A 20,088-nucleotide genomic window follows, 5' to 3' on the forward strand; every position below is an offset into this window, starting at 1 on the left:
GTGCCGTTGTTCCGTGTCAGTGGTGGCGCATTATAGGGAGTTATTTCTGCCTGACAAGAGGAAATTTAAAATAATTTTCTGAGTGCGCACTTTTTATTCTTTGCGTTTATTTTGCCGACGATTTGTTGGTTAAATGGGCTATTTCACGGGCAAAGTGCGCAACCTGCTCCCAGTCGGTGTACACCACTTCTTTACTGGTATCCGTTTCGCCGCCCGACATCTTCATAATAAGCTTGATCATCAGACGGTCATACCAGCGATAGCGGGGATAGCGAAGCGCGCCTGCAATGACGGCACAGTAGTCAGGTCGCCACGGAGAGCTCATTAAAAACTTACGCGCGTAGCTGTTAGTCTGCGGCGTCCGTTTTTCAGCTTTACGCGCCACCAGGTTAACGGAATAAAAGGCACTCGGCATTCCGTTCAACCGCGTGGCGTATTTCTTAACGAACTCCTGAAAGGCGCTGTGGTAATGACCATAACGAATAGACGCGCCAATCACTACGCGATCATAGCTATCCCAGTCCGGCTCTTCTGCGCGATGCAGATTAACGACATCGGCCCAGATCCCCATCTCTTTGAGTTCAGAAGCCAGATAAGAGGCAATTTCGCGCGTTTGTCCGTCCCGGGTAGAGAAAAGAATCAATGTTTTCACGTGTTACTCCATTATTCACGCCAGAAAGTCGGGGTAAAAAGTACCAGCAAAGTGAATACTTCCAGACGACCAAATAGCATGTTGGCGATGAGTATCCATTTCGCAACCGGATTCATACTGGCGAAGTTATCAGCAACCACCCCCAGCCCCGGTCCCAGGTTATTAAGCGTAGCCACTACCGAGGCGAAAGCCGAGAAATCATCTACGCCTGTAGCGATAATAGCCAGCATACTGACGATAAATACCAGCGCGTAGGCAGAAAAGAATCCCCAGACGGCTTCCAGAATACGTTCTGGCAGCGCCCGGTTCCCCAGCTTAATACTGTAAACGGCATTCGGATGCACCAGACGTTTGAGTTCGCGGTTCCCCTGTTTAAACAACAACAGAATACGGATGACCTTTAACCCCCCGCCCGTTGACCCGGCGCAACCGCCAATAAACGCGGAACATAGCAGCAAGACGGGCAAAAACAGCGGCCAGCGCGCAATGCTGTCCGTGGTAAACCCTGCCGTTGTCGCCATAGACACGACCTGGAAGAATGCCTGATTTAGCGTTGTCAGCGCCGAGTCGTAGATATTATGGAACCACAGTACCAGCGTGCAGATCACCACCAGCGTCAACTGTACGCCGATGAACATGCGGAATTCCGGATCGCGCCAGTATACTTTCAGGCTACGCCCGCTTAATAAAGAGAAATGCAGGCCATAGTTACAACCGGAGATCAGCAGGAAAATAGCGATGATGGTATTAATAGTGGGACTATCAAAATAGCCTACGCTGGCGTCATGCGTTGAGAAGCCGCCGATAGCAATAGTGGAGAAGCTGTGTCCGATAGCGTCAAACGCGGGCATCCCTGCAAACCATAGCGCCAGCGCGCAGGCTACCGTTAGCAAGACATAGATAAGCCACAGCGTTTTCGCCGTCTCGGCAATACGCGGGCGCATTTTGTTATCTTTCAACGGCCCCGGCATTTCTGCCCGATAGAGCTGCATCCCCCCGACGCCGAGGATAGGGAGAATCGCCACCGCCAGCACAATGATCCCCATACCGCCAAACCATTGCAGCATCTGACGATAAAAGAGAATGGCGTGCGGTAATGAATCCAGCCCCACCAGCGTAGTGGCGCCCGTGGTGGTTAACCCGGAGAACGATTCAAAAAAAGCATCGGTAATGGTGAGGTTTGGGCTTTCCGAGAAAATAAACGGCAGCGCACCCACGCTGCCCAGCACGGTCCAGAACAGCACCACGATAAGAAATCCTTCGCGGGATTTCAGCTCGCCCTTTTCCCTACGGTTCGGCCACCACAGTATGGAACCGATCGCCAGCGCGACAAAAAAGGTCTGCGTGAACGCTCTTCCTGCGCCATCACGATATATTAGCGCTACCAGTCCCGGGAGAATCATTGTCCCCGAAAATAAGATAACCAGTAGTCCAACGATTCGGGTAATGGCGCGAAAATGCATCTCTGCCGCTTCCTTTATTCTTAAAAATGAGGTGGGGATTATTCTTCAATCGCTAACAATTGCAATGAACCACGGCTAAAATCCGCCAGTTTTGTGGAAAATGCATTCACATGAGCAAAAGGAAGCGCCACCCTGAGCCGAACAGACGCCTGATAATCGCTGGAAACGATCTTCCCGGCAAACTGTCCTAATAATGCTTCGATTCCGGCCAACTGACCGTACTCACACTGCAAAGTATATTCGGTTAATGGCGTCTTGCGTTGTGTGGCAAGCTGACGTAATGCCTGATTCACACCGCCGCCATAGGCTTTTACCAGCCCGCCCGTACCCAGCAGAATACCACCATAGTAGCGCACGACGACGGCAGTAATTTCTCCGACGCCGCTGCCCATCAATTGCGCAAGCATCGGCTTGCCTGCCGTTCCCGCCGGCTCGCCGTCGTCTGAAAAGCCCAGTTGTTGTGAGTCGTCCGGCGCACCCGCCACCCACGCCACACAATGGTGGCGCGCATCAGGGTGCTCAGCTCTGACTGACTCAACAAACGCTTTCGCCGCGTCTACGCCATCGGTATGCGCCAATAGCGTAATAAAGCGGCTTTTTTTGATCTCTTCAACAACGGTGACCGGCGCTGCAGGGATTAACCAACTGTCCATTACGCCAGTTTTAAATCCCGCGTCATGTTTTCCACGCCGTTTTCGTGGATGACCACGTTATCTTCAATGCGAATACCGCCGAAAGGCTTGAGCGCTTCAATTTTCTGCCAGTTGAAGTGCTTGCTGAACGGCCCTTCGCGCCACGGCGCTAGCAGCGATTCGATGAAGTAAATCCCCGGTTCGATGGTCAACACCATTCGCGGCTGTAACACACGCGTGCAGCGCAGATACGGGTATTTGGACGGCGCGGCGAGATGCGTACCGGAATCATCCTGCATAAACCCGGCCACATCGTGTACCTGCAGACCCAACGGATGACCAATACCGTGCGGCATAAACGGCCCGGTGAGATCATTTTCCACCATCGCCTCTTCACTCATGTCGGTAATGATTTGATGTTTACGCAGCAGCTTCGCGATGCGCTGATGGAACTGAATATGATAATCCACATAGCTGACGCCCGCCTTCATGGTAGCGATCAGCGCCAACTGTTCATCGTTAACATCTTTCACCAGATGGGCGTAGTCGTTATCGCTTTTCGCCGACCAGGTCCGCGTCAGATCCGCCGCGTAGCCGTTGTATTCCGCGCCCGCATCCAGCAGGAAACTGCGCATTTCAGATGGTGCCTGATGATCCAGTTTCGTGTAATGCAGCACGGCGGCATGTTCGTTCAGCGCCACAATGTTGCTGTATGGAACATCGGTATCGCGATGTCCCGTAGCGGTCAGGTACGCCAGGTTGATGTCAAACTCGCTCATGCCGGAACGGAAGGCCTCTTCCGCCGCCCGATGACCGCTCACCGCCATTTTCTGCGCTTCGCGCATACAGGCCAGTTCATAATCCGTTTTATAGGCGCGGTAGTAATGCAGATAGTCGATAACACCTTTCGGGTTGATGTTGCTGGCGGCGATATCCAATTGTAGCGCGCGCTCAGGAACCGGGCCGATATAGCCGATATTGCCACGCGCGGCAGGCAGCTGGCTGCCGATGCCATCCGCTTTCGGTAAGGCGACGACCTCGACTTCTTCTGTCCAGAAGGACGTTGGCAGCGGTTCAACGTTATGCCAGTAATCGACCGGCAGATAAAACCACAATTTGGGTTTGTTGACGCCATCGACCAACAGCCAGCAATTTGGAACCTGAGTTACCGGCACCCACGCTTTAAACTGCGGATTGACCTTAAACGGATAAGGGTGATCGTCGAGAAAGACATTGAAAAGCTCGCCGGAGTGAATAAGTAACGCATCCAGCTTAAAGCGCGCCAGAACATCGCGCGTCCGTTCTTGTAAGGTAACGATATGATTTTTATAGAGCGCGGCCAGTGATTCCATTTTTTACCCTTCTGCTTTTTTGACCTCAAGTTTCCGCATCTTAGCACATCGCCCCACGAGAGCGTGATCTCTGCCGAGCGTGATCACATCGGCATTTCTTTAATCATTTATTTGCATTTTATTAACACAAAATACACACTTCGCTTCATCTGGTACGACCAGATCACCTTGTGGATTCAGGAGACTGACATGCTTTATAAAGGCGACACCCTGTACCTCGACTGGCTGGAAGATGGCATCGCCGAACTGGTGTTCGATGCTTCAGGCTCGGTCAATAAACTCGACACCGCAACCGTCGCCAGCCTCGGCCAGGCGCTTGAGGTGCTGGAAAAGCAACACGATTTAAAAGGGCTGCTGCTGCGCTCGAATAAAGCGGCCTTTATTGTCGGCGCGGACATCACCGAATTTCTTTCACTGTTCCTCGTCCCCGAAGAGCAGTTAAGCCAATGGCTGCATTTCGCTAATAGCGTCTTTAATCGTCTGGAAGATTTACCCGTACCGACCCTTGCCGCCGTAAACGGCTATGCGCTGGGCGGCGGGTGCGAATGCGTGCTGGCCACCGATTACCGTCTGGCGACGCCAGACCTCCGTATCGGTCTGCCGGAAACTAAACTGGGCATCATGCCGGGTTTCGGCGGCTCCGTTCGTCTGCCGCGTATGCTGGGCGCAGACAGCGCGCTGGAGATCATCGCGGCAGGTAAAGATGTCGGTGCTGAGCACGCGCTGAAAATCGGCCTTGTGGACGGCGTGGTCAAACAAGAGAAGCTAATTGAAGGCGCGATAGCGGTGTTACGCCAGGCCATTACCGGCGATCTCGACTGGAGAGCTAAACGCCAGCCGAAACTGGAACCGTTGAAACTCAGCAAAATTGAAGCAGCGATGAGCTTTACCATCGCTAAAGGCATGGTCGCACAAACGGCGGGTAAACATTATCCGGCGCCGATGACCGCAGTGAAAACCATTGAAGCCGCCGCGCGTTTTGGTCGTGAAGAAGCGCTGAATCTGGAAAATAAAAGCTTTGTTCCGCTGGCGCATACCAATGAGGCTCGTGCGCTGGTCGGTATCTTCCTCAACGATCAATATGTAAAAGGTAAAGCCAAAAAGCTGACCAAAGATATTGAGACGCCGAAACAGGCAGCCGTACTGGGCGCGGGCATTATGGGCGGCGGTATCGCTTACCAGTCGGCCTGGAAAGGCGTACCGGTCATCATGAAAGATATCAACGATAAATCGTTGAACCTCGGCATGACCGAAGCGGCCAAGCTGCTGAACAAACAGCTGGAGCGCGGCAAGATCGACGGTCTGAAGCTGGCGGGCGTCATTTCGACCATCCACCCGACTCTCGATTATGCCGGTTTCGATCGCGTAGATGTTGTTGTCGAAGCGGTAGTCGAAAATCCGAAAGTCAAAAAAGCGGTACTGGCGGAAACCGAGCAGAAAGTGCGCCCGGAAACCGTGCTGGCCTCAAATACCTCCACCATCCCAATTGGCGAACTGGCAAGCGCCCTGGAACGTCCGGAAAACTTTTGCGGAATGCACTTCTTCAACCCGGTACACCGGATGCCGCTGGTTGAAATCATTCGCGGCGAGAAGAGTTCAGACGAAACCATTGCCAAAGTCGTCGCCTGGGCCAGCAAAATGGGCAAGACACCGATTGTAGTCAACGACTGCCCCGGCTTCTTTGTTAACCGCGTGCTGTTCCCCTATTTCGCCGGTTTCAGTCAACTGCTGCGCGACGGCGCGGATTTCCGCAAAGTCGATAAAGTGATGGAAAAACAGTTCGGCTGGCCGATGGGCCCGGCCTATCTGCTCGACGTGGTGGGTATTGATACCGCCCACCACGCGCAGGCGGTAATGGCGGCAGGCTTCCCGCAACGGATGCAGAAAGAGTATCGCGACGCGATCGACGCATTGTTTGACGCCAGCCGTTTTGGGCAAAAAAACGGTCTGGGCTTCTGGCGCTATAAAGAAGACAGCAAGGGTAAGCCGAAGAAAGAAGAAGATGCTGCGGTGGATGACCTGCTGGCAAGCGTCAGCCAGCCGAAACGCGACTTCAGCGACGACGAGATAATCGCCCGTATGATGATCCCGATGATTAACGAAGTGGTTCGCTGTCTGGAAGAAGGCATTATCGCAAGCCCGGCGGAAGCCGATATGGCGCTGGTCTACGGCCTGGGCTTCCCTCCGTTCCACGGCGGCGCATTCCGCTGGCTGGATACACAGGGCAGCGCGAAATATCTTGATATGGCGCAGCAGTATCAACACCTCGGCCCGCTGTATGAAGTGCCGGAAGGGCTGCGTAATAAAGCGCGCCATAACGAACCGTATTATCCCCCGGTTGAACCAGCCCGTCCGGTTGGTTCTCTGAAAACGGCTTAAGGAGTCACAATGGAACAGGTTGTCATTGTCGATGCTATTCGCACCCCGATGGGCCGTTCGAAGGGCGGCGCGTTTCGCAACGTGCGGGCAGAAGATCTCTCCGCCCACTTAATGCGTAGCCTGCTGGCGCGTAATCCGTCGCTTACAGCGGCGACCCTCGATGATATTTACTGGGGCTGCGTACAACAAACGCTGGAGCAAGGCTTCAACATTGCCCGTAACGCCGCGCTGCTGGCAGAAATTCCCCATTCGGTACCGGCGGTCACCGTCAACCGTCTGTGTGGTTCCTCGATGCAGGCGTTACACGATGCAGCGCGAATGATCATGACCGGCGATGCGCAGGTTTGTCTGGTTGGCGGCGTGGAGCATATGGGGCACGTGCCGATGAGCCACGGCGTGGATTTTCACCCGGGTCTGAGTCGCAACGTCGCCAAAGCGGCAGGGATGATGGGGCTAACGGCGGAAATGCTCTCCCGCCTGCACGGCATTAGCCGGGAAATGCAGGACCAGTTCGCCGCGCGTTCTCACGCTCGCGCCTGGGCCGCCACGCAGTCTGGCGCATTCAAAACGGAGATTATCCCGACTGGCGGTCATGATGCAGACGGCGTGTTGAAGCAGTTTAGCTACGATGAAGTGATCCGCCCGGAAACCACGGTCGAAGCGCTATCAACGCTGCGTCCGGCATTTGATCCGGTTAGTGGCACGGTCACGGCGGGCACCTCATCCGCGCTTTCCGATGGCGCAGCCGCCATGCTGGTAATGAGCGAAAGTCGTGCCCGTGAGTTGGGCCTGAAACCTCGCGCCCGTATTCGCTCAATGGCAGTGGTGGGTTGTGATCCGTCAATTATGGGTTACGGGCCGGTTCCGGCGTCAAAACTGGCGTTGAAAAAAGCGGGACTGTCAGCCAGCGATATCGATGTGTTTGAGATGAACGAAGCGTTTGCCGCACAGATCCTGCCATGCATTAAGGATCTGGGATTGATGGAGCAGATAGACGAGAAGATCAACCTCAACGGCGGCGCGATCGCGCTTGGTCATCCGCTCGGCTGCTCCGGAGCACGTATCAGCACCACGCTTATCAACCTGATGGAGCGCAAAGACGCGCAGTTTGGTCTGGCGACGATGTGTATTGGTCTGGGTCAGGGCATCGCCACGGTGTTTGAGCGGGTTTAATCAAAGATAATATCCCCTAAATAACTCGCATTGCAGCGCAGCGGCAACTGAGCGAATCCCCGGGCACATAGATAACTATGTGCCCGGGGTGAGCAAAGGCAGCCAACAAAGAGGCTGCGCGAATTATGACGGGAAACAGTTTAGTTGCCGTTTTTCCCGCCCGTCAGGGGCGGGTTTTTTCACCGTATGGCCCGTTCTACTCAGTAAGCGCTTTGGTCAGGCTAAATGGCATAGCCTGATATCCACGCGCACCATGTATTTGCATTTCAACCGCAGGCTCTTTTTCTCCCCATTTGAACTCTTCCAGATACGGATTAGGCAAGCTGGTAAATGCGCCTACCGACAAATCAAACGCACCACCTGCTGTTGCGGAATACACGAACACAGAATTCTTGTCAGTCTGGTACTCGGTGATAGAGGTTACCGGGCTAAACCACTCGTTCCCGCGCTCTTTACCGTATTGCCAGATCTGTTGGACTGTCTTGTTTTTCTGGTCGATTTTGTAAATCACGGAGCGGCTGTATTTCATACTCTGCATAGCAGGCTGTTCTAAGCCGCGGCCATCGCCATTGTCGAAAGCGGAAAGGTATAAGATATCGCCTTTACTCTTACTATCAATTTTAAAGGCCGTATGTTGCGTCCATGTCCAGTCGAAGTCACCCTCGCAGCCACTGTCCTGGCAGGCGATTTTTTGGCCTTTGCTATCCACAGGCGTCAGAATTGCGGCATTAAATGGCGCTTTCCAGCCAGCAGGCGTACCCAGTATCCACTTCACTTTCTTATCGCGGCCGATTTTGATAATCGCACTCTGGTGGCGGGAGCTGATGATGATGGAATCATCTTCACTGTCATAGTCGACGCTGTTGACATGCGCCCAGTTGCGGCCAGCCCCACTACCCACGATATCCCCGAATTTGTCGGAGGAATCCAGCGCCGCCAGATCTTCTTCGCTCAACGTATGGCCGGACTGGCTGGCGTCGATATTCAGGCACACAGCGCCCTGATCGAGGGTTTTCATTATCACATCACGATAAGGATCGAGGATATCAAACAGACGCCATTCATCCACTACCACGCCGTTCTGATCAACTTCGGCAATCACATCACGCACGGTACGAACATTTTTCCCATCAGGACGTTTATAGTTAGAGCTGGCTACACGCAGGAAGTAGTGACCGTTGGCCGCGTTATCCATTGAGTGTGAAAAATCGTTATAATTATCCGGCAGACGGCGGTTAAAGATTTCACGCCCCATGATATCGTATTTCACATAACGCTGACCGTAGCCCCACGATAGTGCGCCATCCTGGTTTTGTTTAAAGCCCATCATAACGCCAGCACGATAAATTGACTTTAAATCATAAATTGAACTTGGATTCATAAACCAACGAATATCACCGGAGGTGTCGATAATAGCGTTAGCTGTAGTGAAGTTCCATTCTAATGCACCCCCAGTAGGGTTGTTCCAGACAGTACGCGTTCCATTCCCAGACTTATCTTTCGTATTATTCAAAAGATACAAGCGATCTTTAAATTCTGGGGAAACCTTTTTAACATCGATAGTAAAGAGTGCTGATTGTTCTTCTTTTGTACCCGATGATTCAATATAGGCAGGCGGTGCATACATTTTATAGCTTTCTTTTATATTTTCGGTTTTACTACCCTGGATTCTTGTATATTCAACTTCAACGGTATTGACATAATCTGGGTAAAGACCAAAGACGGGGATACCGCCATACGTTAAAAGGTATTTATTATTAACTTTATACGCGATCTCCTGGCCATTTTCTTTGGGGACAATCCGTACATGCACGTCACGTAACTGGTAACCGCCATTACGAATAACGGCGGTTAGCGGCGCGATATCATAGGGGTTCATAACAACTTCGCCAATTTTTCCCTGGACCTGATAGTCCACTTTAGCGCCGCTGGCGCCGCCGATGGCGAAAGCAGTAGAAGGTACTGATGACAAAATTGCAACAGATAATGCGAGAGAAGTTAAAGCATATTTAAATTTCATAACACTCTCCATCTTATAAATAAATAACTAACTTTCCATTTTATGTTTCTTTTATAAAAATAAATGAAGCATATATAATTAACTATTTTTATTGATAGCCTCAGGACATAATATTACTTAATTTATTACACGCAATACAAAGCCTGTAGATATTCAATATCATAAGGTTTTATAGTTGACGATTAATTAATATTTAAGAGGACTTTTAGGTAGGCTAACGTAAAAAGGGACGCTACTGCGTCCCATAAAATAGTTAAATAAATGCGAACGCATCGCCAAACAGACGATCTTCCCGCGCGTTACGCTCATGACAGAACAGATCGCGGGCGATTTTCGCCATCTCAAAACGTCCGGCAATATAAATATCGTGCCCCGCCAGCGTACCATAATCCTGCAATACCGCCGTAAGTACCGTTCCTGTACGTCCACGCCAGCCTTCTTCCGGCTGCTCGACAACAGGTTCAATACGCAAATTCGGATGGTTAACAGAGAGTGCTTCCAGCTCAGAGAGATCATAGAGGTGCTTTTCTTCGCGACCACCCCAGTAAATGGTAACATCGCGGTTCGGGTTGCGCGCTAACGCCGTCAACAGGATGGAGCGCACATAAGAAAAGCCCGTACCGCCCGCGATCAGAATCAACGGACGCTCTTCATCGTCACGTAGCCAGGCGTCGCCATGCGGAATATCGACGACGATTTCCCGGTCTTTCAGAATCCGATCCATGACCGCCATCGCATACAGATTGAGCTCGGAAGCGCCAATGTGTAATTCAATAAACCCTTTCTCGTCCGGCGTTGAGGCCATCGAAAACGGGCGTTTGTCACGCTCGTCCATTACGACCATCAAATACTGACCAGCGCGGAATGAAAACGCCGCGTCCGGCACTAAACGAACCCGATATACGGTATCGGTGATAGCTTCTACCGAGGTCACTTTACAGCTTAAGGTTGTCATGCGCTCCCTCTGTCGGGTGTCGGGTCAATACCGACATTTTTCAAGCCGAGTCGCCACAGCCTGAAATGTCGATGTCCGCTTTCAGTTATTTAAAGATAGCCAGCTCATCCCAAATCGCATCAATACGCGCGGTAACTTCAGGATCTTTAACAATAGGACGACCCCACTCGCGTTGGGTTTCGCCCGGCCATTTGTTTGTGGCATCCAGCCCCATTTTTGAACCCAGCCCGGAGACCGGCGAGGCAAAATCCAGGTAATCAATCGGCGTATTTTCAACCAGCACCGTATCCCGCGCAGGGTCCATACGGGTGGTAATCGCCCAGATCACATCATTCCAGTCGCGTGCGTTAACGTCATCATCGCAAACGATAACAAATTTCGTATACATAAACTGGCGCAAAAACGACCAGACGCCCATCATGACGCGTTTCGCATGACCAGCGTACTGCTTTTTCATCGTCACTACCGCCAGGCGGTAAGAACACCCTTCCGGCGGCAGATAAAAGTCGACGATTTCCGGAAACTGTTTTTGCAGAATAGGCACGAAGACTTCATTGAGCGCCACCCCTAATACCGCAGGCTCATCGGGCGGACGCCCGGTATAGGTGGAGTGATAGATGGCATCCTCACGCTGCGTAATATGCGTGACGGTAAAGACCGGAAAGTTATCCACTTCATTATAATAGCCCGTATGATCGCCATACGGTCCTTCCGGCGCCATCTCTCCCGGCTCAATGTAACCTTCAAGGATAATCTCGGCGCTGGCAGGCACTTCCAGATCGTTAGAAAGGCATTTAACCACTTCAGTTTTCGTGCCGCGCAGCAGGCCCGCAAAGGCATACTCCGACAGAGTATCGGGAACAGGAGTCACGGCGCCAAGTATCGTCGCCGGATCGGCGCCCAATGCGACGGAGACCGGGAAACGTTCACCCGGACGCGCGGCTAACCACTCCTGAAAATCCAGCGCGCCGCCGCGGTGAGACAGCCAGCGCATAATCAGCTTATTTTTACCTATCAACTGCTGACGATAAATGCCCAGGTTTTGCCGCTCTTTGTGCGGACCACGCGTTACCGTCAGTCCCCAGGTAATCAGCGGCGCGGCGTCGTCCGGCCAACAGGTCATGACAGGAAGACGCGTTAAATCGACATCATCGCCAGACGCGATTTTCTGCTGGCAAGGCGCGCCGCGTAACCGTTTCGTCGGCATATTAAGCACTTGCTTAAACTGCGGCAGCTTGTCAAACAGATCGCGAAAGCCTTTCGGCGGCTCAGGTTCTTTCAGAAACGCTAATAATTTACCCACTTCCCGTAATGCGGAAACATCATCCTGCCCCATGCCCATCGCCACGCGTTTTGGCGTGCCAAAAAGGTTGCACAGCACCGGCATGGCGTAACCTTTAGGATTTTCAAACAGCAACGCCGGTCCACCGGCACGCAGCGTGCGGTCAGCGATTTCCGTGATTTCCAGATGAGGATCCACAGGTAGCGTGATGCGTTTTAGTTCCCCCTGCTGCTCAAGTAGCGTCAGGAAGTCGCGTAAATCGTGATATTTCATGGCGTCCATTGTAGCCTCTTGGTAAGCGCATCATTATACGGCGTTCATCATCGGGATGCTGTATTTTTGTTAAATTAGCGTGAACTCTGGCAACCAACGCTAATCCAGATACGGCTTAAAGGATGAAGTGTATAATTAACTTCGCGCATGGCTTTTGCTATGCTTGCGCCCCGAACAAGCGGATAAGAGTCATTATGCAATCCTGGTATTTACTGTACTGCAAACGCGGGCAACTTCAGCGTGCTCAGGAACACCTCGAAAGACAAGCGGTAAGTTGCCTGACACCGATGATCACCCTGGAAAAAATGGTACGCGGAAAACGTACCTCCGTCAGCGAACCGCTCTTTCCTAATTATCTGTTCGTTGAATTTGATCCGGAAGTGATACATACCACTACAATCAACGCCACGCGCGGCGTCAGCCATTTTGTGCGCTTTGGCGCGCATCCTGCGATCGTGCCTTCCAGCGTTATTCATCAGCTTTCTATCTACAAGCCCGAAGGCGTTGTCGATCCTGAAACCCCCTATCCCGGCGATAGCGTCATCATCACGGAAGGCGCATTTGAAGGGCTGAAAGCGATTTTTACCGAACCGGATGGCGAAACGCGTTCGATGTTACTGCTTAATTTACTCAATAAAGAAGTGAAGCAGAGCGTAAAAAACACCGGTTTTCGCAAGATTTAGCGATCGTTCAGAATACGACCTCAAATAAGGTTCTGGCGTTGGCATCTGTCATCGCCGCTAACCATTGCGGATCTTCACCACGCCATAGCGCAATGCGTTCCAGGATATGAGGCAGATACGCGGGCTCGTTGCGTCGTGACGTTGGTTTCGGCGTAAGATCGCGAGGCAACAGATACGGCGCGTCGGTTTCTATCAGTAGCTTTTCCGCTGGAATAAACGGTAAGAGTTCACGTAGCTCAAGCCCGCGTCGTTCGTCGCAAACCCACCCGGTAATACCGATATAGAGTCCTCTGTCCACACAGTCCTGCATTTGCTGGCGTGAACCGGTAAAGCAGTGCAGTATCGCGCCAGGAAGACTATCCAGCCAGGGATCAAGCAATGCCAGAAATCGCTCATGCGCGTCCCGGCAGTGCATAAAGATTGGCATCTGTAATTCGGCGGCAATTTGTAGCTGCGCCTGAAAGGCACGCTCCTGCTCCTGCGGCGTGGAAAAATTGCGATTGAAATCCAGCCCACACTCACCGATAGCGACGACTTCCGGCTGGTTCGCCAGCGCAATAATGGCGTCTTCAGACGCGGGTGACCACTGACTGCTGTCATGGGGATGGACGCCAGCCGTCGACCAACAATGGGGGTAGCGCCGCGCCAGTTTTAACGCCTGCTGACTTTCATGGATGTTCGTTCCGGTCAGTAGCATACCTTTTACTCCCGCCGCAAACGCACGGGCGACCACATCATCACGATCTTTTGCAAACTGGCTACTGGTTAAATTAACGCCAATATCAAACATGCTTGCCCCCATATGACAACCGCCCTGGCGGGCGGTTGTGTTTAGTCTTCAGTGTGCTCGGCCTTTTCGGTTTCGGCCTCGTTATCTTCGTCGCGCGTCCGTCGCTTACCGACATAAAAGCGTGAGCAGAAAACGCCAATTTCAAACAGGCAGTACATCGGTATCGCCAGCAACGTTTGCGAGAAAACATCTGGCGGCGTAAGCAGCATTCCCACAATGAATGCCCCGACCAGGATATAAGGCCGTTTTTTACGCAAATCTTCTGGCGTGGTGATGCCCATCCAGCACAGCAACACAATCGCCACCGGCACTTCAAAGGCTACGCCAAAGGCCATAAAAAGCGCCATAACAAAGCTAAGATAGCTGGCGATATCTGTCGAAACCTGTACCCCTTCCGGCGCCGTATGCGTCAGGAAACCAAAGGCCAAAGGGAATACGACAAAATAGGCGAAGGCCATACCAATGTAGAAAAGCAGCGAGCTGGATACCAGCAGCGGTACGACCAGACGACGCTCATGCTTATACAGCGCCGGGGCGATAAAGGCCCAAACCTGGTACAAAATGACAGGCGCGGATAAGATCAAAGACACCATGAAGGTGAGTTTGATAGGCGTAAAAAACGGCGACGCCACATCCGTCGCAATCATTGTCGCCCCTTGCGGCATCTGTTTAATCAGCGGTGCGGCGACTAAATGATAAATATCATTGGCGAAATAAATTAACGCCAGAAAAATCAGAAGCACTGCGACGATGCAGTTTAGCAGGCGCTTACGCAACTCGATCAGATGCGTGATAAGCGGTTGAGTATCTTCTACAGCCATGTTTACGGTTTATCACTCGACGAGGGGGAAGATTCGACAACAGGCGCAGCGGATTTCTTCTCGGCGTCTATCGTGGCTACGGAAGCGGTTTCCGTCGACTCAGGCACGTTAGCTTTAACGGGCTCCGGCTTTTGTTCCGGCGCGCTCGCCTGTGTTTCAGCGGCGGCAGGGGTGACGCCCTCATGCTGCGTTTCGTTCCCTTTTACCACCGGATTATGGATGGTATGCGCTTCATCGCTCGCTTGTTCGGGATCGTTAGCGCTGTAGGTGCGTTTCATCGACTCCGCCGCCTGACGCAGTTCATCCATAGATGCTTTCAGTTCGGGAGTCAGATTTTCCAGGCTCGCCTTTTCGACTTTTTTCAGACTGTCCTGGAACTCCTGAAGTTTCAGTTCCTGAGTCAGTTCATTCTGAACCGTTGTCGCAAGGGATCGCAACGCGCGAATCCAGCCCGCTACCGTTTTTACCGCTACTGGCAATCGTTGCGGCCCCAACACAATGAGGCCGATAACGAACACTAACAGCAGTTCGCTAAAACCGATATCAAACACGGATTATACCTGCTCTTTATCTTGGCTTTTAGCGTCTTCCTTTTTCGCTTCGCCTTGCTTATCCGCGATAGATTTAGCGGTAAAATCAGCGTCCTGACTGGTTTTATCCTGTTTGGCATCATCATCGCTCATGGCCTTTTTAAAGCCTTTGATAGACGCGCCAAGATCGGAACCGATGGAACCGAGTTTTTTGGTGCCGAACAGCAGTACGACGATAACGGCAACAATCAACAACTGCCAAATACTGATACCACCCATACATGTTCCTCTGTGATAGATGATGAATTATTAGGGCCGCATTATACACATTATCCTTCGCGCTGCCTCTTTGTTAGCCGCTTTCGCCCGCCCTATTCACATACTTTTACATACGACCGGGACGACATTGACTTGCGGCCTGAGTACTGCCTCGAGTGATAATATGTACCTGCGTGACACAACCGGCGTTGAGCGATAAAAAATCTCAACGAGTTTTACGCCAGCCAACCAGCCAGACAACTACGCCGCCGACCATGAGCCAGCCGGGCATCAATCCCCATTCAGGGCGGTTGACGAGTAAGAATGACCCGCTCAGTAACAGCGTTGCGCCAATTCCCAATAAATAACGAGACTGACTTTGGCGCACATGGTTTACCTGTAACTCGCGCGCAATCTTATCAACACTGTGCTGTAAATATTTGCCCTGGCGCAAACTGTCGTACACCAGTTCAGGTATTTCTGGCATTTTTTCGACCCAGAACGGCGCTTTCTCTTTAAGAGCCCGCGTGAGAGCCGGAATACCCACCTGATCTTTGATCCAGGACTCAAGAAACGGCTTCGCCGTTTTCCACAAATCAAGCTGAGGATAAAGTTGTCGCCCAACCCCTTCAACATACAATAATGTTTTCTGCAACAACACCAGTTGCGGCTGGACTTCCATGTTAAATCGACGCGCTGTATTGAAAAGGTTTAACAACACATGACCAAACGAGATTTCCGCGAGCGGCTTTTCAAAGATAGGTTCACAGACGGTGCGGATGGCAAACTCAAAATCTTCAACGTTGGTATCTGGCGGAACCCAGCCTGAATCGACATGCAGCTCCGCCACCTTTCGGTAATCGCGATTAAAAAACGCGATAAAGTTTTCTGCCAGATAACGCTTATCTTCTTTGTTTAGCGACCCGACGATACCGCAGTCAATGCCGATATATTGCGGATTTTCAGGGTGTTCATGGCTGACAAAAATATTTCCCGGATGCATGTCCGCATGGAAAAAGCTGTCGCGGAAAACCTGGGTGAAGAAAACTTTAACTCCGCGTTCCGCCAGCAGTTTCATGTTGGTGCCGTTCTTTTCCAGCGCCGCCACATCCGAAACAGGAATGCCGTATATCCGCTCCATCACCATCATGTTCTGGCTACAGTAATCGGAGTACACCTCCGGGATATACAGCATGGGACTATTTTCAAAATTGCGGCGTAACTGAATCGCGTTGGCCGATTCCCGTAGCAGATTCAGCTCATCGATCAGCGTTTTCTCATACTCACGCACCACTTCCGTCGGACGCAGACGACGCCCATCCGGCAACAGGCGTGGTACCCAGCGAGCAAGGCGATAAATCAGTTTCAGGTCTGCCTGAATTACCGGCAAAATATCCGGGCGAATGACCTTAATAACCACTTCTTTACCGTTTGATTTCAATCGCGCGGTATGTACCTGGGCGATTGACGCCGACGCTAAAGGCTGGATATCAAAGTCGTCAAACCAGGCTTCGACAGGTAGCCCCCCCATCGCCTCTTCAATCTGGGCTTTCGCCAGCCGACCATCGAATGGCGCGACTTTATCCTGGAGCAAAGCGAGCTGATCGGCGATTTGCGGCGGGAACAGGTCACGGCGTGTGGAGAGCATCTGACCAAATTTGATCCAGACCGGTCCCAGCTCTTGCAACGCCAGTCTTAATCGTTCACCCAGCAATTTATCTTTATGCCGGTTTGGCATCCAGAACAGCGAATAGCGCCATAATCGGAGTGGCAGTGTAAGACGCATTCGGGGGATGAGCTCATCAAGGCCGTAGCTTAAAAACGTGCGGATGATGAAATATAGGCGCCGTACTTCACCTGGCGTCATTTGGCCTCCAGTTTTTCCAGCCGTGTGGTCAGAGAATCTACGGCGCGCTCAACAGCCGCGGTTTCTTCGGCAAACCATGCGACTTCCAGCGGGCCAGGCGCCATACGCCACTCTTCAGTGATCGCTTCAGCGGCATAACGCTGCTGGCGTTGAAACCCGTGGCGCAGGAATTTAGCCCCGCCACGCACGGCCTTACCGATACTTTCCGCCGCAATATCACCCGTGTATGGCGCCAACAGCTCCGCAGGATCGAATTCGGCGAGATCGGCGAGCGCCACAAAATTTTGCACGACCTGAATATCGCCCTGCACTTCCAGTTCGCCGCTGCGAATAAGCGCGGCCAGCTGCTGACGATCGCGTAGTTTTGGCAAAACGCTAGCTTGAGTGATTACCGTACAGTCCGCTTCGCCTTCCCATGCCCCCAGCACATCAACCTGGCGTTCGCTGAATACCAGGACTAATGGCGTCGAAAATCCCTTTAGTTTCACACACAGTACTTTTCCCTGTAAGCGCGTTCTGGCTGATTTCAGCGCTGGCGAACGATACAGAAACGTATTGAGGAGACCTTCAATTCCTGCGGTCACTAAGGGTTTAAAAGGCATTCCACTCTCCTAGAATTTATAACCACGGTGCAATGCCACAACACCCGCCGTCAGATTGTAATAATCCACGCTCTCAAATCCGGCGTCCTGCATCATGGCTTTTAAGGTATCCTGATCGGGATGCATACGGATGGATTCCGCGAGATACCGATAGCTATCCGCATCGTTTGCGACCATCGAGCCAATACGCGGTAAAATATGGAAAGAATAGGCGTCATACGCTTTACTCAGCGGCTCAATGATAGGCTTGGAAAATTCAAGCACCAGTAAACGTCCGCCGGGTTTCAACACACGGAACATTGACCGCAGCGCTTTTTCTTTTTCCGTTACATTGCGCAAACCAAACGAAATGGTAATGCAATCAAACGTATTATCAGGGAAAGGCAGAGCTTCGGCATTCGCCTGCACATACTCTACGTTGCCGATCACGCCGATATTACGCAGCTTCTCACGCCCCATTTTGAGCATGGAATCATTAATATCCGCCAGGATAACTTTGCCAGTTTCCCCGACCATACGTGAAAATTTCGCGGTAAGATCGCCCGTACCACCCGCTAAATCGAGAACGGTTTGTCCACGACGCACGCCACTGCAATCAATGGTGAAGCGCTTCCACAAACGATGAATGCCAAATGACATTAAGTCATTCATCACATCGTACTTTGACGCCACAGAATGAAAAACGTGGGCCACCATGTCAGCTTTCTGCTCTTTAGCGACGGTCTGAAAGCCAAAGTGCGTCGTTTCTTGTGAATCTTCCACCATCTCAGTGCCTGCTTATCGATAAAAATGTTCAAGAAGTGTAACAGATTGGGCCAATTTGCCCTACTCTGCGCCAGGACTAAACTACTCCGTATGGGTTAACTTAACTGCTGCTTCACCCGTTCATCATTGGGATAATGTTCATCCTGCCGCCCTTCAGGGATCGATCGTAAACGATATTCTTCATCTTGCGTAACGGCCTGTTCCGCTAAATCCGGATTAATCTCGCGTTTGATTTCCACGCCTAGCCCCCGGAAAGCCTCCGCCTGAGCCAAAACGTTGCCACGCCCCGACGCAAGTTTTTTCATCGCCTGGCGGTAGTTATCCTGCGCTTTATCCAGACTCTGACCGATCGCTGACATATCATCAACGAATAACCGCATTTTATCGTAGAGCTTACTGGCTCTGTCTGCGATGTGCTGCGCATTGCGGCTCTGGTGTTCATAGCGCCACAGGTTGGCGATTGTCCGTAATGCCACCAGCAGCGTCGTGGGGCTTACCAGCATAATGTTATTTTTCAGCGCCTCGGTTATCAGTTCGGGCTGTTTATCTAACGCCAGCAGGAAAGCGGGTTCTACGGGGATAAACATCAGAACATAGTCCAGCGAGCGGAGGCCGGGAAGCTGCTGGTAGTCTTTACGCCCCAGTAAGCGAATATGATTGCGCACCGAGGCGATGTGCTCTTGTAAAGCGGCCTCGCGCGTATAGTCATCTTCAGCGTTAAAGTAACGCTCGTAGGCGACCAACGTCATTTTAGCGTCGATGACCACATCTTTGCCCTGTGGCAAGCGGACGATGACATCCGGCTGCATCCGCGAGCGCGCATCGTTCTCAATACTAACCTGGGTTTCGTATTCGTAGCCTTCACGCAGTCCGGATGCCTCCAGCACCCGCGCCAGCACAACTTCGCCCCAGTTTCCTTGCGCCTTATTGTCCCCTTTCAGGGCGCGCGTCAGGTTGATCGCTTCCTGCGCCATTTGCGCGTTAAGCTGCTGCAAATTACGAATTTCGTGCGCCAGCGTATGCCGTTCCTGCGCTTCTTTGCCAAAACTCTCCTGAACCTGGCGGCGAAAACCGTCCAGTTGCTCACGCAGCGGCGTCAGCAGGCTATTCAGGCTTTGTCGGTTTTGTTCGTCTACGCGACGATTACTGTGTTCAAAGATACGGTTCGCCAGATTTTCAAACTGCTCGCTTAAACGCTGTTCGCTGTTGATCATCTGACGGATTTTGTCTTCCGCGTGTTGCTGAGTCGCTTCCAGACGGGTCGTGACTTCACGCAGATCGGCTTCCAGAGAGGTATTGATACTGTGCAGGCTACGCAGTTCGTTATTAAGTAACTCGCATTCACTGCGCCAGTGCGCTTCTTGCGCTAATTGCTGCCGGGCCGCGCTAAGTTCGATATCCAGCTCACGCCGTTCTTCGATAAGATCGGCGCGGATTTGATCGGCGTGCGCTTTCGTCGCCAGCCAGCCAATCACCGCCCCAGCCGCCAGCGCCACGATGGCGCTTATCATAAGAGTAATATCCACAACACCTCTCCTGGAACCACACTGTCCTGCACAAAATAGAATTGTGCTGTATAAACGTCCAGTTT

18 protein-coding genes are annotated in these 20,088 nt (G+C 52.0%); 3 read left to right on the forward strand and 15 right to left on the reverse strand.

Going from position 1 to position 20,088, the window contains the following annotated elements; all coding sequences use genetic code 11:
- Window positions 1-106 precede the first annotated feature (106 nt).
- From hemG to pepQ, 4 genes are read right to left on the reverse strand one after another with little or no spacing between them, the layout of a single operon-like run.
- Window positions 107-652 carry a menaquinone-dependent protoporphyrinogen IX dehydrogenase gene (hemG, locus tag NA330_RS21325; protein ID WP_000853982.1) on the reverse strand — a complete coding sequence of 182 codons (546 nt, stop codon included), beginning with the start codon at window positions 650-652 and terminating at the stop codon, window positions 107-109.
- Window positions 653-663: 11 nt separating this feature from the next.
- Window positions 664-2,115, reverse strand: coding sequence for a Trk system potassium transporter TrkH (gene trkH, locus NA330_RS21330; RefSeq protein WP_000545688.1), 1,452 nt, complete (start codon window positions 2,113-2,115; stop codon window positions 664-666).
- A gap of 38 nt (window positions 2,116-2,153) precedes the next feature.
- Entirely contained in the window at window positions 2,154-2,768 is a 615-nt protein-coding gene (locus tag NA330_RS21335; protein WP_000378897.1) for an IMPACT family protein, read from the reverse strand.
- Entirely contained in the window at window positions 2,768-4,099 is a 1,332-nt protein-coding gene (gene pepQ, locus NA330_RS21340; RefSeq protein WP_000444529.1) for a Xaa-Pro dipeptidase, read from the reverse strand. Before pepQ ends, NA330_RS21335 begins: the two co-directional genes overlap by 1 nt.
- 189 nt (window positions 4,100-4,288) lie before the next feature.
- Between pepQ and fadB the strand changes: the two genes are divergently transcribed.
- Together fadB and fadA are read left to right on the forward strand one after the other, a co-directional pair.
- The gene (gene fadB / locus NA330_RS21345; RefSeq protein WP_023241747.1) at window positions 4,289-6,478 is read left to right on the forward strand and encodes a fatty acid oxidation complex subunit alpha FadB; all 2,190 of its coding nucleotides are present in this window, start codon (window positions 4,289-4,291) and stop codon (window positions 6,476-6,478) included.
- A gap of 9 nt (window positions 6,479-6,487) precedes the next feature.
- Window positions 6,488-7,651 carry an acetyl-CoA C-acyltransferase FadA gene (fadA, locus tag NA330_RS21350; RefSeq protein WP_000438783.1) on the forward strand — a complete coding sequence of 388 codons (1,164 nt, stop codon included), beginning with the start codon at window positions 6,488-6,490 and terminating at the stop codon, window positions 7,649-7,651.
- 196 nt (window positions 7,652-7,847) lie between these two features.
- Here the strand turns inward: fadA and NA330_RS21355 are convergent, their stop codons facing one another.
- The 3 genes from NA330_RS21355 to ubiD form a co-directional block, all read right to left on the reverse strand.
- Entirely contained in the window at window positions 7,848-9,671 is a 1,824-nt protein-coding gene (locus tag NA330_RS21355; protein WP_000669892.1) for an aryl-sulfate sulfotransferase, read from the reverse strand.
- A 253-nt stretch (window positions 9,672-9,924) separates the two neighbouring features.
- Complete coding sequence (gene fre / locus NA330_RS21360) at window positions 9,925-10,626, reverse strand: NAD(P)H-flavin reductase (protein WP_000209832.1); 702 nt, start codon at window positions 10,624-10,626, stop codon at window positions 9,925-9,927.
- 85 nt (window positions 10,627-10,711) lie between these two features.
- On the reverse strand, window positions 10,712-12,190 hold the full coding sequence (ubiD, locus tag NA330_RS21365; RefSeq protein ID WP_000339760.1) for a 4-hydroxy-3-polyprenylbenzoate decarboxylase: 1,479 nt from the start codon (window positions 12,188-12,190) through the stop codon (window positions 10,712-10,714).
- A gap of 185 nt (window positions 12,191-12,375) precedes the next feature.
- Between ubiD and rfaH the strand changes: the two genes are divergently transcribed.
- Window positions 12,376-12,864 (forward strand): transcription/translation regulatory transformer protein RfaH, encoded by a 489-nt coding sequence (gene rfaH / locus NA330_RS21370; protein WP_001192410.1) that lies wholly within the window; start codon window positions 12,376-12,378, stop codon window positions 12,862-12,864.
- 7 nt (window positions 12,865-12,871) lie between these two features.
- On the opposite strand, the gene tatD is transcribed toward rfaH, so the two are convergent.
- The 8 genes from tatD to rmuC all read right to left on the reverse strand — a co-directional run bounded on the left by tatD (window position 12,872) and on the right by rmuC (window position 20,023).
- Entirely contained in the window at window positions 12,872-13,654 is a 783-nt protein-coding gene (gene tatD / locus NA330_RS21375) for a 3'-5' ssDNA/RNA exonuclease TatD (RefSeq protein ID WP_023241746.1), read from the reverse strand.
- A gap of 41 nt (window positions 13,655-13,695) precedes the next feature.
- Complete coding sequence (gene tatC, locus NA330_RS21380) at window positions 13,696-14,475, reverse strand: Sec-independent protein translocase subunit TatC (protein WP_000257554.1); 780 nt, start codon at window positions 14,473-14,475, stop codon at window positions 13,696-13,698.
- 2 nt (window positions 14,476-14,477) lie between these two features.
- Window positions 14,478-15,026 carry a Sec-independent protein translocase protein TatB gene (gene tatB, locus NA330_RS21385; protein WP_000459612.1) on the reverse strand — a complete coding sequence of 183 codons (549 nt, stop codon included), beginning with the start codon at window positions 15,024-15,026 and terminating at the stop codon, window positions 14,478-14,480.
- Window positions 15,027-15,029: 3 nt separating this feature from the next.
- Window positions 15,030-15,284, reverse strand: a complete 255-nt coding sequence (tatA, locus tag NA330_RS21390; protein WP_000508972.1) for a Sec-independent protein translocase subunit TatA — start codon at window positions 15,282-15,284, stop codon at window positions 15,030-15,032.
- A 205-nt stretch (window positions 15,285-15,489) separates the two neighbouring features.
- Window positions 15,490-17,130: a ubiquinone biosynthesis regulatory protein kinase UbiB gene (gene ubiB, locus NA330_RS21395; protein ID WP_000187559.1), complete on the reverse strand. Its 1,641-nt coding sequence runs from the start codon at window positions 17,128-17,130 to the stop codon at window positions 15,490-15,492.
- Window positions 17,127-17,732: a ubiquinone biosynthesis protein UbiJ gene (gene ubiJ, locus NA330_RS21400; protein WP_001116090.1), complete on the reverse strand. Its 606-nt coding sequence runs from the start codon at window positions 17,730-17,732 to the stop codon at window positions 17,127-17,129. The genes ubiB and ubiJ overlap by 4 nt, the downstream gene beginning before the upstream one ends.
- A 9-nt stretch (window positions 17,733-17,741) precedes the next feature.
- A complete protein-coding gene (gene ubiE, locus NA330_RS21405) occupies window positions 17,742-18,497 on the reverse strand; it encodes a bifunctional demethylmenaquinone methyltransferase/2-methoxy-6-polyprenyl-1,4-benzoquinol methylase UbiE (RefSeq protein WP_000229009.1) in 756 nt (251 codons plus the stop codon).
- Between the two features lie 95 nt (window positions 18,498-18,592).
- A complete protein-coding gene (gene rmuC / locus NA330_RS21410; RefSeq protein WP_023241745.1) occupies window positions 18,593-20,023 on the reverse strand; it encodes a DNA recombination protein RmuC in 1,431 nt (476 codons plus the stop codon).
- Between the last annotated feature and the right edge of the window lie 65 nt (window positions 20,024-20,088).

This window comes from Salmonella sp. NW722, assembly GCF_051702785.1.
Taxonomy (GTDB): Bacteria; Pseudomonadota; Gammaproteobacteria; order Enterobacterales; family Enterobacteriaceae; genus Salmonella; species Salmonella enterica.

Excerpts from the sequence above, each read along its gene's own strand:
- trkH (WP_000545688.1), bottom strand. The coding sequence starts at position 2,115 with ATGCATTTTCGCGCCATTACCCGAATCGTTGGACTACTGGTTATCTTA.
- NA330_RS21335 (WP_000378897.1), bottom strand. The coding sequence starts at position 2,768 with ATGGACAGTTGGTTAATCCCTGCAGCGCCGGTCACCGTTGTTGAAGAG.
- pepQ (WP_000444529.1), bottom strand. The coding sequence starts at position 4,099 with ATGGAATCACTGGCCGCGCTCTATAAAAATCATATCGTTACCTTACAA.
- fadB (WP_023241747.1), top strand. The coding sequence starts at position 4,289 with ATGCTTTATAAAGGCGACACCCTGTACCTCGACTGGCTGGAAGATGGC.
- fadA (WP_000438783.1), top strand. The coding sequence starts at position 6,488 with ATGGAACAGGTTGTCATTGTCGATGCTATTCGCACCCCGATGGGCCGT.
- NA330_RS21355 (WP_000669892.1), bottom strand. The coding sequence starts at position 9,671 with ATGAAATTTAAATATGCTTTAACTTCTCTCGCATTATCTGTTGCAATT.
- fre (WP_000209832.1), bottom strand. The coding sequence starts at position 10,626 with ATGACAACCTTAAGCTGTAAAGTGACCTCGGTAGAAGCTATCACCGAT.
- ubiD (WP_000339760.1), bottom strand. The coding sequence starts at position 12,190 with ATGGACGCCATGAAATATCACGATTTACGCGACTTCCTGACGCTACTT.
- rfaH (WP_001192410.1), top strand. The coding sequence starts at position 12,376 with ATGCAATCCTGGTATTTACTGTACTGCAAACGCGGGCAACTTCAGCGT.
- tatD (WP_023241746.1), bottom strand. The coding sequence starts at position 13,654 with ATGTTTGATATTGGCGTTAATTTAACCAGTAGCCAGTTTGCAAAAGAT.
- tatC (WP_000257554.1), bottom strand. The coding sequence starts at position 14,475 with ATGGCTGTAGAAGATACTCAACCGCTTATCACGCATCTGATCGAGTTG.
- tatA (WP_000508972.1), bottom strand. The coding sequence starts at position 15,284 with ATGGGTGGTATCAGTATTTGGCAGTTGTTGATTGTTGCCGTTATCGTC.
- ubiB (WP_000187559.1), bottom strand. The coding sequence starts at position 17,130 with ATGACGCCAGGTGAAGTACGGCGCCTATATTTCATCATCCGCACGTTT.
- ubiJ (WP_001116090.1), bottom strand. The coding sequence starts at position 17,732 with ATGCCTTTTAAACCCTTAGTGACCGCAGGAATTGAAGGTCTCCTCAAT.
- ubiE (WP_000229009.1), bottom strand. The coding sequence starts at position 18,497 with ATGGTGGAAGATTCACAAGAAACGACGCACTTTGGCTTTCAGACCGTC.